This is a genomic window from Phycisphaeraceae bacterium (assembly GCA_020639155.1).
Lineage (GTDB): Bacteria > Planctomycetota > Phycisphaerae > Phycisphaerales > UBA1924 > JACKHF01.
The window spans coordinates 285,566-301,054 of the sequence record JACKHF010000002.1 but is presented as its reverse complement, the minus strand read 5'-3'; the positions used below and the strand labels follow the sequence as shown (position 1 = coordinate 301,054).

At 55.8% G+C, this 15,489-nt stretch carries 12 protein-coding genes; 1 reads left to right on the top strand and 11 read right to left on the bottom strand.

The genetic code is table 11. The features are described 5' to 3' along the window. Positions 1–30 precede the first annotated feature (30 nt). The 7 genes from H6815_11805 to H6815_11775 all read right to left on the bottom strand — a co-directional run bounded on the left by H6815_11805 (position 31) and on the right by H6815_11775 (position 8,419). On the bottom strand, positions 31–1,101 hold the full coding sequence (locus tag H6815_11805; protein ID MCB9861124.1) for an acetyl-CoA carboxylase carboxyltransferase subunit alpha: 1,071 nt from the start codon (positions 1,099–1,101) through the stop codon (positions 31–33). Between the two features lie 81 nt (positions 1,102–1,182). Continuing rightward, positions 1,183–1,974, bottom strand: coding sequence for an ABC transporter ATP-binding protein (locus tag H6815_11800; protein MCB9861123.1), 792 nt, complete (start codon positions 1,972–1,974; stop codon positions 1,183–1,185). Positions 1,975–1,976: 2 nt separating this feature from the next. Then, positions 1,977–2,786, bottom strand: coding sequence for a TrkA C-terminal domain-containing protein (locus tag H6815_11795; protein ID MCB9861122.1), 810 nt, complete (start codon positions 2,784–2,786; stop codon positions 1,977–1,979). Next, entirely contained in the window at positions 2,783–3,124 is a 342-nt protein-coding gene (locus tag H6815_11790; protein ID MCB9861121.1) for an STAS domain-containing protein, read from the bottom strand. The genes H6815_11795 and H6815_11790 overlap by 4 nt, the downstream gene beginning before the upstream one ends. 71 nt (positions 3,125–3,195) lie before the next feature. Beyond that, positions 3,196–5,937 (bottom strand): DNA gyrase subunit A, encoded by a 2,742-nt coding sequence (gene gyrA / locus H6815_11785; protein ID MCB9861120.1) that lies wholly within the window; start codon positions 5,935–5,937, stop codon positions 3,196–3,198. A 257-nt stretch (positions 5,938–6,194) separates the two neighbouring features. Next, positions 6,195–7,925: a hypothetical protein gene (locus H6815_11780; protein ID MCB9861119.1), complete on the bottom strand. Its 1,731-nt coding sequence runs from the start codon at positions 7,923–7,925 to the stop codon at positions 6,195–6,197. Between the two features lie 326 nt (positions 7,926–8,251). After that, positions 8,252–8,419: a hypothetical protein gene (locus tag H6815_11775; protein MCB9861118.1), complete on the bottom strand. Its 168-nt coding sequence runs from the start codon at positions 8,417–8,419 to the stop codon at positions 8,252–8,254. Between the two features lie 161 nt (positions 8,420–8,580). Between H6815_11775 and ffh the strand changes: the two genes are divergently transcribed. After that, positions 8,581–10,071 (top strand): signal recognition particle protein, encoded by a 1,491-nt coding sequence (gene ffh / locus H6815_11770; protein ID MCB9861117.1) that lies wholly within the window; start codon positions 8,581–8,583, stop codon positions 10,069–10,071. 78 nt (positions 10,072–10,149) lie between these two features. Here ffh and H6815_11765 read toward each other — a convergent pair whose 3' ends face one another. The 4 genes from H6815_11765 to H6815_11750 form a co-directional block, all read right to left on the bottom strand. Beyond that, positions 10,150–10,737 carry a hypothetical protein gene (locus H6815_11765; protein ID MCB9861116.1) on the bottom strand — a complete coding sequence of 196 codons (588 nt, stop codon included), beginning with the start codon at positions 10,735–10,737 and terminating at the stop codon, positions 10,150–10,152. Between the two features lie 189 nt (positions 10,738–10,926). Further along, entirely contained in the window at positions 10,927–13,092 is a 2,166-nt protein-coding gene (locus tag H6815_11760; protein MCB9861115.1) for an efflux RND transporter periplasmic adaptor subunit, read from the bottom strand. Beyond that, positions 13,089–14,993 (bottom strand): efflux RND transporter periplasmic adaptor subunit, encoded by a 1,905-nt coding sequence (locus H6815_11755; GenBank protein ID MCB9861114.1) that lies wholly within the window; start codon positions 14,991–14,993, stop codon positions 13,089–13,091. Before H6815_11755 ends, H6815_11760 begins: the two co-directional genes overlap by 4 nt. Next, complete coding sequence (locus H6815_11750; protein ID MCB9861113.1) at positions 14,994–15,410, bottom strand: PilZ domain-containing protein; 417 nt, start codon at positions 15,408–15,410, stop codon at positions 14,994–14,996. It lies immediately after the preceding gene. Positions 15,411–15,489: the final 79 nt, after the last annotated feature.

The window sequence follows — 15,489 nt, the reverse complement described above, 5'->3', positions numbered from 1 at the left end:
TGCAATCAACTGTCAGCAGGGGACAGAGCGTCACTCCACAGTCTTTGCTTCAACCTGTGCATTGGTTTGGTTTGTGACGACCTCAACTGGCTCGCTCGGTACTGCGATCTCAGCCCGCTCGTGATAGGCTCCCATCGCTCTGAACCTGTCGTACCGCTGCTGGAGCAATGTTTCCTGATCGATATCTTCGAGTTCATCAAGTTGCAACGAGATCCAGTCACCGAGCATTCGCGCAGCACTCTCAGGATCACGATGGGCTCCGCCAACGGGCTCTTCCACGACAGCATCAACAATCCCAAGTCGCAGATTGTCGCTTGCTGTCAGTTGCAGCGCCTGTGCTGCAGCAGCATTTGTCTGTTCGTTGGCCTGCTTCCAAAGGATCGCAGCGCATCCCTCAGGCGAGATCACCGAGTACCACGAGTGCTTGAGCATTGCGACACGATTTGCGACCGCGATGCCAAGCGCACCGCCCGAACCGCCCTCACCGATCACCACACTCACAATCGGCACGCGCAATCTACTCATCTCGCGCAGATTCACAGCGATCGCTTCTGCCTGCCCACGTTCTTCGGCACCGAGTCCGGGATAGGCACCGGGTGTGTCAACCAACGTTACGATCGGCGTGCCGAACTTCTCTGCGAGTTGCATCTTCGCAAGCGCCTTGCGATACCCCTCCGGGTGAGCGCAGCCGAAGTGGCATGCCAGTTTTTCCTTCGTCGATCGGCCCTTGTGGTGTGCAACAACAAGGCACTTATGCGCACCAATACGACCAAATCCTGTCACGATAGCGGGGTCATCACCAAACCGACGATCGCCGTGCAACTCACAAAAGTCCCGGCACATGCGTTCGATGTAATCGCGTCCCTGCGGCCGTGCTGGATGGCGAGCCACACGCACAGTATCCCACGGGCTCAGTTGCTTGTAGAGATCAGCGAGCATCTTCTCGCGCTGTGCGCGCAACGATTCTATCGACGGCGCATCCTCCATCGCGAACGGAGCAACGCCCGGTGGGATTGGATCTCCGCCGGACTGCAGACGCTCTATCTGCGCATCAAGTTCTGTGATTGGACGCTCAAAGTCGAGTTGGTAAAACGTGCTCATGTCAGGCGAGTATAGGAAGTGTCTACAGGATGCCCGAACACACCATACCCCTCTATCCTGCCAAGCTACAAGGGAGAGGTCCTACAGGGTGGTTTTTCTGGACCTGTACCAGCGGTCTGACTCCACCTTGCCATCATGAAGACGGACCACACGCTCGCACCGATCCGCCACGGCGTCGTCGTGGGTCACCATCACGATCGTCATGCCCTCATTGTGCAACTGCTCAAACATGGACAGGATTGCCTCGCCAGTCTTGGAATCCAGGTTTCCAGTCGGTTCATCAGCAAGCAGCATCACGGGATCAGACACGAGTGCTCTCGCAATCGCAACGCGCTGCTGCTGCCCGCCGGACAGTTCCTTCGGTCTGTGACCGATTCGGTCACCAAGCCCCACGCGCTCGAGCGATCCAAGCGCACGCTGCCTGCGGAGATGCGGTTTTACCCCCTGATAGAAGAGCGGCACTTCAACATTTTCAACGATGGTCAACTCAGAGATCAGGTTGAACGCCTGGAACACGAATCCGACGCGCTGCCCGCGGAACGCTGAGAGTTCTTCGTCGTCCATGCCAGCAACATCACGTTGATCAAGCAGGTAGTTGCCTCCATCCTTCGCATCTGGTTTATCGAGACAGCCAAGGATGTTCATGAATGTCGACTTGCCCGATCCCGATGCGCCCATAATTGCAACGTATTCGCCCTTCCGGATTGTCACGTGGACTCCATTGAGCGCACGCACCATCACGGAACCATCGGGAAAGTAGTATGTTTTTTTTACGTCACGAAACTCGACCACCGGCTCGCCATATAACCCGTCTGGTGCAGGAATGATTGACTGCAAAGTCGAGGGTGATTCGGTTGTTTCCGTTGATGCCATTGTCATGATGCGTGTTCGCTTCCCTGCGCTGGACTCTCAATATGACCGGGGTTCGATTCATGATGCTCGAGTGCATCTTCGGGGGTAAGTTTCAGGTTCGAGCTTCCGACGACCGGCGGCAGATCTTCAAGCGACTTGGCGCCCCGTGTCTGCTGGAGATCTCTTTCAAGACCGTACACAAGCATGGTGTCACCGGACCTGAGCCTTGTATCACCCACAGGAACGCCAATATATTCCCCATTCTCTCGTGTCACGCCAAGAACCACCACTCCACGCCTGCCGAGTCCCAACTCAAAGAGTGAACGCTGCACGAGAGGTGATTCAGGCTCAACCGTCAACTCACCAATCTCAAACCCGGAGTGCGTTCGAATCAGCATCTCGTAGTCGGGTGTTTCTGTCACGTGAAACCGATCGAGTGTGATGTTGATAAACGCGTCAAGCCCGCGATTGACCAGTTTTGATCTGACCACAAGAAAGAACACAACGGATCCGCCAAGAATAATCGCGATCTTGGTCGCAGCAGACATCTCGGAACTTCTGCCGAGAAACGCGATAACCAGCGTCGTCAATGTGGTTGTAAGCCCAACGTTTCCAGCAATGATCAGATGCAGGATAATCCGCCTTCGAGCGGGATTCGCAAGAGCGAGTTCTGATTCCCTCGTCGTAAACCCAACACCGAAGAACGCGCTGGAGGCCTGAAAGTTTGCAACGGTTTCGCTCAGACCTGTCTTCATCAGAGCACGAGCGCCGACACGAACGATGACGAACGCAACCGTGGCAATGACGAGCAGTGCCGGGATCGCGCCTGTCACTCACTCGCCCCTTCAAGTTGCAATCCAGCCAATGCTGTCAATGGATCCGGCGCAAACACAAACACCTTGTCAAGGCCTGTCGCGAGCATGAGCGTCCACACGGCATCAGTTACGCCACACAGGCGCATCTGCTGCCCGGCATCCATCAGGATCTTTCGCAGCTTCAGAAGCTGTCCGATGTTCGAGCTGTTCAAGTACGTCACGCGCGAGCAGTCGAGCACGACATGCCTGTTCGGTTCTGCTTTGAGACGATCGGCAACAGATGAGAGCTCATCAGACAATGACGGCTCGTCCTCAAGCTCAACAACCACAATGTCGTCTGACCAGTTCGTCGGCATAGCTGTAGTCTACCTTCTCGTGGCGAGGGATGACAACTTCCCGCGTGCAGTGCGTTCACTGCCTGTACGGCTCATTCATCCGATGTGTTCGATTCGGCATTGGCATCTGATTCTTCATCCGCATCTTCACGCACCCGAGCTGCAGCAATCACCGAATCGTCGCCCTTCTTCATCGAGACGACACGGACCCCCTGCGTGCCGCGACCGATCTGGCTGATGGTTGATGCTGCCATACGCACGAGCTGCCCACCCCGGGTGATGACAACAACATCATCGGTATCATGCACGCCTAGCGCTGCTGCCGATCGTCCGTTCCGCGCCGACGACTTAATGTCCGCACGCCCCTTGCCGCCTCGGCTCTGACTGCGAGGCTTGCCGGACTCGGGCTGGACGCGATATTCATCCACCGGCGTGCGCTTACCGTACCCATTTTCGGTGATAGTGAGCAGGCTGAGGCCCGCATCGATCTCTGACTGCGATGTCATCATGTCGCAATCGTCATCAGGCACCATCGGGACCACAACAACACCAACGATCTCGTCGTCATTGCCAAGATCCATGCCCTTCACACCAGCCGCGGGGCGACCCATCAGACGGACATCCTGCTCGCTGAACCGGATCGCCATCCCCTTCGCAGAGATGAGCATCAGATCGTCAACACCTGTTGTGAGCACAACATCAAGGATCGCGTCGTCGTCCTTCACCCCCACCGCAATCAGGCCGGAACGATTAACGTTGCGATACTCCTTCAGCGCGGTGCGTTTGACAATGCCCGACCTCGACACAAACGTCAGGAAGTTCGAGCCGCTCTCAAAGTCACGGATCGCAAGGAACGCGCGCACCTTCTCGCCCGCGCGGAGCTCGATCAGGTTCACGATCGGCCTGCCCTTGCTCGTGCGCGACATCTCGGGCAGTTCGTAGACCTTCATCTTGAACACACGACCGGTGTCTGTAAAACACAACAGCGAATCGTGCGTGCTCGCGACAAAGACGTGCTCGATGAAGTCCTCGTCCTTGGAGTCCGACGCAATGATCCCCTTGCCGCCACGCCCCTGCGTGCGGTAGGTGTCCAAAGGCACGCGCTTGGCGTATCCCTGGTGCGAGATCGTCACAGTGACATCACCCTCCTGGATAAGAGCTTCAATGTCAATGTCACCAGCAGCATCCTCAATGCGTGTCACACGCGGCGAGTTGTAACGACCACGCATCTCGACGCAGTCATCCACAATCAACGCGAGCACGCGTTTGTGATCTGCGAGGATCGACTCATACTCCTCGATCTGCGCGACAATCTCGCGGTACTCGTTCACGAGACGCTCGACCTCAAGACCAACAAGCTGGATCAGACGCATGGACCCGATCTGTTCAGCCTGCACGCGCGTCAATGGCACGCCACCATCGTTCTCAAACTTTGCTACGTGATCGATCAGGCGCTGCGGGATAGTTGATGCCGCGGGATGGCTCGACTGGATTCGGAACCGGCGCGCCATTAGTTTGCCAATCGCCTCTTCGCGTGTGCGGGACGACCTGATCAGCTTGATGACCTCATCAATATCAACAACCGCGTAGATCAGACCTTCCAGAACGTGGGCTTTGCGCTTCGCTTCCTGAAGCAGATACGCGGTTCGCCTGCGGATCACATCCACGCGATGACCGATGTAGCAGTCGATCATCTCACGTAGGCTCAGCGTGCGAGGACGGCGGTTCACCAACGCGATGTTGTGGATGCTGAACGTCTGCTGCAACGGCGTGAACTGGTAGAGCTGGTTCTCGACGACCGTCGCGTCGGCACCCTTCTTCAGTTCGATCACGATGCGGGACTGCGCCTCACGACCAGACTCATTGCGCACATCGGAGATGTCCTTGATGCGTTCTTCCTTGACCGCTTCGACGATTTTCTCGACAAGGGTGCTCTGGTTGAGCATGTACGGGATCGCGTCGATCACGATCTGCTCGCGACCATTCGCCTGCTGTTCGACATGGCACTCGCCGCGCATCGTGACCTTGCCGCGACCGGACAGGTACGCATCGACTATCCCACGACGACCCGCGATCACGCCACCGGTCGGGAAGTCTGGCCCCTTGATCCCGTGGAACTTGATCACACCATCATCGTCAAGCACGTCCTGCATCAACTGATCTGGCGTGATATCGGGATCTTCAATCACACGAACGATCGAGTCGAACACCTCGGTCGGGTTGTGTGGCGCAAGACTCGTCGCCATACCCACAGCAATACCCACCGAGCCATTGACCAGCAGTTGTGGAAACTTGCCGGGGAGCACTGTCGGCTCCATCAGGCGATCGTCGTAGTTCGGCTGAAAATCGACCGTGCCGAGTTTCAGGTCGGACAGCATGTCGAGCGCCGCATGGGTCAGACGCGCCTCGGTGTAACGCATCGCAGCGGGCGGATCACCATCGATCGAGCCAAAGTTCCCCTGCGGATCGACGATCGGGACACGGGCACGCCACGTCTGGGCCATGTTCACCATGGTTGGGTAGATGACACTCTCGCCGTGCGGATGGTAGTTGCCGCTGGTATCGCCACAGATCTTCGCGCACTTGATGTGCTTGCGATTTGGGCGCAAATTCAGATCGTTCATCGCAACGAGAATGCGCCGTTGTGATGGCTTCAGGCCGTCGCGCACATCGGGCAGCGCGCGATCCATGATCGTGCTCATCGCGTAGGTGAGATAGGAGTCCTGAAGCTCTGTTTCGATCTCAATATCGACCACGCGACCGTCCACTGGCAGCGTCGATTCGTCTTGCTGATCATCGTTCGTTTCAGGAGTCAGATTGTCGTTGTCAGCCATGCATCGCCTCGAAGTGTGCACTCGCAATCACACCGAGTGTGGGGCTCCGAAACCGGGGCAACGTGCGAGCAGGAATGATAGGCAAATTGGGACGTTTCGGCGAGAAAAAAACAATCGAAAATCATGCCCGATCGGGCGTTGTTTTATACCAAATGAAGTACACGAAATATGGCTTTTCAAGCAGGTTCAGACAGACCGGTTTCAGGGTACAACCATCGCGACCAACCGACAGGCTCTGTTCTGCATCCTGTTTCGTCCTATCGCTCAACAGCTGGTTGTTCTGGTGCTGCCAGAAGAGCTGCAACACGATTCATGCTGCGCTGTGTTTCGCACGCTGTCAGAAGCACAAGTGCCTGCGCGGAGAGCGGCATCGTGTCATCCCACACCGCTGAACGAACACCTCCGAGCGCACGCGATGGCAGCATGTACCGATGCACCACGATCTCGTCGGCAGTGAGCTGGCGCAGAAACCTGATTGACTGCTGCAGACGAGACATCTCCGATGCAAACTCCGTTGTCATCTTCTGATCTGTATCCAGAATAGTGGTCAGACGCGAATCACCAAGCATTGTCGCGATCAATGCCATCGGACGCGCGGTGTTCCATGTTGGGATGGGGCTTGAAGAACGAATAAACACAATACCGCCCGCGAGATCGACATCGCGCTGTGCTAGATCTGCCAGACGCAACTGGTACTCCCAGATGCGATGGCGTGTCTCGACCAACGCAAGTTTTCCAATGATGTTGTCATCTTCACCCGCAAGTTCGATCGCAGCCCAGCCGATCCACGGCCAGTGTGCTACCTGCTGCTCAAACCCTGCATCGAGCATCACACCCTGCACTGCTTTCGTTGCTTGAGCCTTCGTCACAAGCCCTGACTCGTGCCTACTGAGTCGGACCATCGCCCATGCGATCATCGCATGATGCTCGTGTGGAACATCATCAACGATCGCACCATCCGTACTCATAGCGGCAACCACAACTGATGCCATTTTCATCAATAACGCATCAAGTGTTGTTGAAGCACCAGAACTGCGTTCAACCGGCTCGGTCAATGCAATCACAACTGCCGCAGCACTGATAGGTGAGGAAGCTGGATCAATCTCCCCTGGACCAACCTCTGCCAGTGACACAAGGATGTCCGTTGCGAACATCCGTGCGTCCGCAGCAACACCGCGATCAACACCGGGTGTTTCAGAAAATCGTCGCAGCGCGAGCGCAGCCATTGCAGCAGATACTGGATCTGCGATGGGATTCTCCTTTGAGAACGTGCCAAACTGTGGGAGAAAATCACCGCCGATACCGTATGGCTCCTGCCCCGGCCAGCGACGACGAATCATCTGCTGCGCCATCACGCTTGCCCAGCGGGGCACATCGCTCATCCCGAACTGCTTCGACTGCACAACGCTCCCAAGACGATGCAAAAAGACTGGCTGTCCTTCCGGCTCCAGTTGGGCAAGCTGAAGTGTCTGGAATCGGTAGAACGACACACCTTCGTTGTCAGCAAGATCCTTTGGTGATCGCAACTGGTGATCGGCCTTGAACATGCGTTGACCGATCGCGTCAGCAAGCCGTGTCCTCCACGCTCCCATCGGGTCGATCCCTGTCTGCACCATCTCGCCAGGGAACATCGCGAAGACGCGATCACCGACTCGCACCGCGACTCCATCGTGTCCTGGCGGTGTCATCGGAGCGACAAGATCGATCCAATCCTCCGTCGGCGCAAACGGGACAAGATTGTCTGTCAACTCCATCGATATTGTGAGTTCGCGAGCTTTGTTTGCCTCATCTCCCGTCGCAAGCAAGCTCTCTTCCAGCGGCATGTGAAGATTGGCGCGCTGCCACGCTTTCTGCACAGCAGAGTGCGTGGCCTTTGGACCAAGGGCGCCACTCTCGTTGGTCACGGTAAAACGTCCGACAATCTCGCCTCGCGAGCGGATCGTCACAAATGCTGCAGCCACGTCCGGCAACCCCTCCCCCGGGTCCATTGGAAATGGTCTGGTGTTGATCCACTCCAGACTTGTGTTGAATGCAGTTATTGCGGACGCCGGTGTAAGTTCGACCCCTTGAGCGTGTGCGCGGGGAGTGTGGACCAGACACATCGCAATCGCGATGCCCAAATGCATCAACGTTGCCGCGCAGCAACGGGTGGCGATGCATCTTTGCAACCAACCGTTACAAACGGAACCGCCTTGCATGATGCTGGCACGCCAGAGCGTGTTTTTTGCGCAGTTCGTGGCATATTCACTGGTGAGAGACCATCTCTGGCACGGGCGTTGCATCTTCCACATCAGCAGCACTCCTGCAGACAACATCACGAGAGATACGGAGAGAGAGTATGACCACGATGTTCGCCATGACCGCCAATCGCCACAAGATGCTCGTTCTGACCATGCTGAGCTTCCTTGCCCTTTGCTGAGTTGCCCACCAGCACGAAGCACCCCATTGCACCAATACATACAACAACCAAGACATGACGCACCGTGCCGATTCCTGTGAATCAGCCCGGCGATGTCATTTTCCGGGTTGGTGACTACTACCCGCGAGCTTCGGCCCATAAACTGACAACCGGCAGAATCGCTGCCGAGCCTGTCAGCCTGCTGCTGCCTCTCCATTGGGGCCAGCTCTCACGCCGGAGTCTGCATGTTCGATCGTCTCACCGAAGGATTCCAATCAGCCTACAAACGCCTCACCGGCAAGGGCACCATGACCGAGCGGAATCTCCGCGAGGCGGTTGAGGAAGTCCGCTCAGCCCTGATCGATGCCGACGTGAACCTCGACGTCGTCGAGTCGTTCACCCGCGTCGTCATGAACGATGCCGTTGGTCAGGATGTCACCAAAAAGGTCAATCCGGGCGACGAGTTCATCGCGCTTGTCCACAAACGTCTGGTCGAGTTTCTCGGCGACGAGGGTACCACCTCGGGCATTCTCAGGGTCAGCCCTGGCCCCACCATCGTCATGATGTGCGGACTGCAGGGATCGGGCAAGACGACCTCCTGCGGCAAGCTCGCTGCGTATTTGAAGAAACAAGGCCGGTCGGTCATGCTTTGCGCTGCTGATCTTCAGCGCCCTGCGGCTGTTGAGCAGTTGGAACTCGTTGCGCAATCTGCCAACGAGATGTCAGGCCCATCACAGGTGCATTTCTATGCTGAGCCAGACAAGTGCACCGAGTATGGCAAGGCAAAGGGCGTTGCTGTTGGCGTGTGCCAGCGAGCGCTCTCAGAAGCCCGCAGGAAGGGCATCGACACGCTCATCCTCGATACAGCTGGTCGTCTCCATATCGACGACGAACTGATGAGTGAACTGGGACAGGTCAACAAAGTCCTCCAGCCGCACCAGATCTTCCTCGTGATCGACGCGATGACCGGTCAGGACGCGGTCACCAGCGCAAAGGCGTTCCACGATCGGCTCGAAGTCGATGGCGTGATTGTCTCCAAGTTTGATTCTGATGCCCGCGGCGGTGCTGCGATGTCCGTCAAGAGCGTCACCGGTGCATCAATCAGATTCATTGGTACAGGTGAGAAACTCGACGCAATTGAAGAGTTCCATCCCGAGCGCATCGCTGGACGCATCCTCGGTATGGGCGATGTTGTCTCGCTTGTTGAGAAAGCCCAGCAGGAGGTCGACGAGGAGGAAGCCAAGAAGCTCGAAGAGAAGATGGCCAAGGGTCAGATGACCATGGACGATTTCCTCAAGCAGCTTCGCACGCTCCGTCGTATGGGTCCCGTGAAGCAGATCCTCGGCATGCTCCCGGGTGTCGGCTCAATGCTGAAAGACGTGCATATTGAGGATGATCAGCTCAACCAGATCGAAGCGATCATCCAGTCAATGACGAAGCAGGAGCGTGCAAAGCCGGAGATCATCAATAACTCCCGCCGCAGACGTATCGCGCACGGGTCTGGATCGAAACAGGATGATGTTGGCAAGCTCGTCAAACAGTTTCAGATGATGTCCAAACTCTCAAAAGAGATGGCATCCATGAGTGCACGTGACAAGGTTGACGCGGTCAAGGGACTTGGAGCGGATGGGCTCGCGGGGCTTGCTCCCGGGCTGAAGGGTGCGCCCGGATTTGCAGCACGCAAATCAACCAGAAGTAGCGCTCCCGGAAGGTTCAAGCAGCGCAAGCGCAGGTAACACCCAACACAATATTGAAAAAAACACACGAGCAGCCGCTCGTGTGTCTGTGTATGAATCGAGAGGTTTGAGAGAGACTTATCGACGACGACGGCCTGCAACCAGTCCACCCATGCCGATCAATGCGAGTGCACCCGGTGCTGGGATCGTTGCTGAGGACGTGAATGAAGCTGTTGCTGTGAAGCTGCCGTTGGTCGGATTGTTGATGACGTTCGCAAATGAGAACGCGAACGACTGATCTGTAAAGCCGATGGGGATCGCGGGGCCTGAGAACGAAACGTTCTGTGCTGCGAACTGGCTCGCACCAAAGCCGAAGCTTGTGAGCGAAGCTGCATCCCACGAAACACTCATGATGAGTGCGCTGGTGTTATCGAAGAAGTCGATTTGGCCTGCACCGATTGATGCAAGCGGGAGTGAGCCGCTGACCGCAGCCGCGGACATCGAGAATGTCACGTTTGTGTAGTCAGGAGCAGAAAGACCGGGTGTCTGCAGTGTCAGACCAGTGCCAGCCCACGAACCAGAGAGCATGCCTGCGCCGGCATCATACGAGAAGAGCGGCGTTGTGCCATTCAGTGCGGGATCTGCAAAGGTGGCGATAGTGTCAGCATGTGCACATGTTGCTGCAACACCTGCAACAAGAACAATCAGACTCTTTGAAATCTTCATCACGAGTTCCTCTCTGTCTCTCAAGCTTTGTGTACAGGCCTAGACACATCTGCAGGCAAGTACACGTAACTTCGGTATCAGCGTGAGTATACATCAAACTCGATCGGGTTCATACAAGAATTCCACAATGCAGTGAAGTTAATTTGATTATAGGACTATAGCGGGCTTTTTCACTACGTTATTGGTCATTTACTCGTTCGTTTCCAGCTTGTTCTTGAAGTGCAGAATGCGCCGCAGTACCCGCCATCCAAGCGTTGTTTCCCGAGCAGGGAAACGGACCACAACGTGAGATCCAATCCATTGATCTGTTGGAAGCATCTGAAGATCGGCTGGCTGGAGTGACACAACGACACAATACCACGCTCGATCCGAACGTCCCGACGAAGGATCAACAGGGATGGGTCCGCCAGCGTGCGTTGTCAAACCTTTCTGCTCAACCAGATTTGACCCAATGGACGCGACAGATTCGATGACGCCGTGAATCAACTGCTCTGGCATGAGTCTTGAGCGGCACTCAACACTGTCTCCAACCGCGATGCGGGCATCTGTAAGCTCTCGTTCGTCGATCAGCACTTCAACCCGCACTCTGCCGGAACCGACTCTCGCCAACTCCGTTCCCTGTTGTAGGTAGCTGCCAATATGTGTCGAATCCACAACCTTAACAATCCGTCCGGCATTTGCTGAACTCACACTCAGGTCGTGCTGACGCTGCGACGCAAGGTTGTACTTTGACTGCAACAACTCAAAGCGTGCATGGGATTGCGCATCGGACGCCTCACTCTTCGGCTCTCTTCGGAGCATGCGAATCTCGGTGTCAGCTGACACGAGTGCGCTTGCAGCACTCGTCAGACGAATCGCAACCATCGGGTTGCTCAACTGTGCAACAGGTTGACCTTGCTCCACAGTGTCGCCTGGCCAAACAACGACATCATCCAGGAACCCAGGCTCACGGACTGTCAGGACATGCTCGTGCTCGTATGCCACAATGCCGAGCGCGTTGATCGATCCCGGCACCGGCACAAACGCAACAACGGCTGGCACTGCAACCAATATGACGCAACTGAGCGCGATTGCCCGACCCCGCACCGGCGCGGTATCCGGAGAAAACCAGAGAAATCGTGTCACCTTGAATACAAAGCCACCCACAGCCTTGGAAAAGTAGACACCAGCAACTGCAACACCGACGAGGAAGAACTTCATCGCAATCATTGAGGCAATGCCGAGCACGAGAGATGTCTTGTAGATTGCGGAACTGATTCCGTATGTGAAGAGTGCGATTTTTCCTCCCCATTTTACGTCGGGGCATGGCGTGCGAATGCCCAGGAACATTCGGTTGCACACTGCCGACACAGTGCGGCTTGCCTGTGCACGCAGATTTGGCATGCCAATCAGATCACACAACAGGAAGTAACCGTCGAACCGCATCAACGGATTGATATTGAAAGCGATTGTCACCACACTTGACAGGAGAAGAATCTGGTACGCCATCGCATTCATCACTGATGGCTCGGTGGATGCCCATACGAACAGCGCGATCGCAGCAATGATCGACTCAATGTACATCCCGCCGAGAGTGACAACAATACGCTGCCATCGATGTTTGAAGCCCCACGACGCGGACGCATCCATGTAGGCGCATGGTGTCATCATAATGAAATAGGCGCCGATCTCCGGCACCCGCCCGCCGAACTTTTTGCATGCGTATGCGTGCCCCAGTTCGTGGAACACCTTCAAGACAATCAGCACAAACCACATGCCGACAAGCTGCTCGGCAGCAAAGATGTGGGTGATCGAGCTTGAGAGATCACTCCAGCGCGCCGCTGCAACACTTCCAGCAGCGCACATGAGAATGATCCACGCAAAGAGTGCCCACCTCGTGAACAGCCAACCCGTGTACCTTATTGTGCTGCCCAGAAATCGATCTGGATTCCACAACGGCATCTGCCATGACATAAACGCCCAACGCAACGATTTTCGCTGAGCTGCCTGCTTGCGTTCATACCGTTGGTACAACCCCTTGTCGTCCGAGATAGGCAACGACAAGAACCCGAGCCGATGCACCGAAAGAACAAATCCGTAAAACGCCTCCTCGCGATCCGCAGCCAGGTCTCCAGAAGCAACGAGCGCATCGAATATCTCACCAAGGGGCTTCTGCTGACGAAGACTCACAACAACTCGGTAGTCTTCAGCAGTAAAACTGTGCGTATCAAAGCTGATCGGGTCCCGAATCACATACCGGACACCATCCCGGAAAACATGCCGCGACACTTCCAGATCCTGGCGCAGACCGACATGCACAGACTTCAGCTTGTCCGCCAGTGTTTGCGCCGATTGTGTTGTGTCCGGTTGTGTCATAACCACAACCTCATGTTTGCAAAGTCGATCGCCTTGCGCAGTACGACCCACCACGCTTTGCGTTCGCCAGCATCAACTCTCGCAACACCCTTCATTCCCGGCCGCAACCAATCCACTGCACCATCTTCGATCTCGGCATATGACACGAACACAGTCCTGCCATTGCGCACCTCTGCCATGGGCAGTCGGTGATTGATTGCCATCGCGTAGTGCTCTTCGGGCATCGCACTGCTCGAGAACTGGGCTGTCTTTGCCGTGTGGATACGAGCTGCAACCGACTCAGCAACCTCCAGCTCGATACGCATCGAATCTGTTGGAGCGATCTGGAACATCGGCGCACCAACCGCAAGCATCTGCCCAATGTGATCCGAAACGGTATCGATCATCACCACACCATCGACCGGCGATCGCACCGACGCGGCTTCAAGCTGCGCATCAAACATCGCTCGTCGTGCTTCCTGCACGCCGATATCCGCACTGAGTTGTTCGGCGCGTGCCAGCTCACCTGCTGCTCTTGCGATGTCCGCCTGCATGGAAACAGATTTGAGATTTGCATCGGCTTCAGCACGCTGGATCTCTATCATCCTCGTATCAAGTTTGCAAAGCAGCTGGCCCTGCGTTACCTTATCTCCTGCACCAACAAAGATCTCAGCAACAGGTGCGTCAAATGGCGCGACCATGTGCTGCATCGTTGCCGGCGTCACCACTGCAGGCACAGTCACACGGAAAGGAATGCTCGCGGTTGCAAACCAGTATGCGCCGAGACAGCATGCGATACATCCAAGGCGTCGTGCAGCTGACGCCGGATTGACAAAGTCGCGTGCGGTGTGATGCGCTGAAGCAACGGCATGCCCAACTAGAGATCGAGTCGCCCGATCAACAAGCCCAATAGCAAGCGCGTATGGCTCGACAGCCTTCTCGATAGCGGCAAGTTCGTCCTTCGAGAACTGCTTGCCGGGCATCAGCCGAATCGAAATGACAGCTTCAATGCCAGTCGGTGTCGCAAGAGGAATAGAAGCAACAGTGGCTCCCTGCGCTTCTGCCTGCCATGCGCGATGGATCCGAAAATCAGAATCGAGTGGATCCTTTGCATCCCTGGTTGACTGGCACACAACCGTCGAACCATGATCGAGGCACTCTTCCATTGCGTCAGCAACTGCAGCAACCCCCGGACTTCTCCGAGACAGCTTATCAAACCCCGAAATCGAGAGCAAGCGTGCTCTCTTGCCATGCACTCGACCAAGCGCTACCTGCTCACATCCTAACTTGGATCGCAGTGTGTTCGTTATCGCGAACGCGAGTTCGTGCAGACCCTTACGCTGTGACACTGTTGCAAGCGTTCCGATGTTGCCACTGATATCGTTTGTCTGAGCGCTTGCGGGTTGCTGATGCTGACGCAGCGTAAGCAGACCAATGCCAGCCGACATTGCACTGGTACAAGCCCGAAACTCAGCAAGTTGCTCATGCGCATCCTCGCGGGTCTTGCATGGCACAACCATCGCGATTGCACCAATCGTTTTTCCTTCGCCATCTGCAATCGGACACGACAGCAACGCGATCCGAACCGAAACATCCTTTGCCTCAAACAGCTTGGCTTTCGGCTTTGACAGCACCTGAGCCTGAGTCAGGAACTGCGATGTCTTCGTTTTCCAGAGTGCTGGGTCTTGTGTACCGGTGTGGCAATCATCGCTGACCACTCGCCCCGCGACCTCGACGTGCATTACTGCATAAACAGCTTTGTAGTTAGATGCAACGGCGCGAAAGACCAAACGCACAAAGTCTGTCGTCGATGGAGCCGACTGCGCAACAGATACAATCTGTGCAAAGATATCCTTTGCGCGAGAAAAATCAGGCGTCTCAGCACGTGGATTGCCTGTCTGCTGGATCGCGGCGCCAGTCATTCAGCTCGCGCCTCCATTCCCCTTGATTGCTTCGTTCACGTCGATCCGTGTCAGGAATGAGAATCCAACCTCGAACGCGTCCTCCCGCAACAACCTCACTCGTACACAACGTGCAAAGATCAACGGGAAATCGCCATCGGCTGGATCAACACTCACACGGTACACATCTCCGACAGCCAGCGGACGCTGGAAGACAGCCATACAACCACCGTTCGAGATGTCAACAGTGTGTCCCGAAACATTTAACTGATTCGGACAACTCATCTGGCCCGGCTGTGCAACAAGCCCGAGTGTGATCTCGTAGCGTTCGTGCTTGCGCAGCGCACGGATATTGTCTGACGTGTTTTGTGCAAGTTCATTGACCAATTGCTGATCAATGCCATCGATACTCTCCGACTGTCCAAGATTTTCAAACATTTGTATGGCACCAAATAACACGTGCGAAAGCAGAAACCATCGCGGATTCTGGGGATGTATCGACGAAAACCAAGTGCTG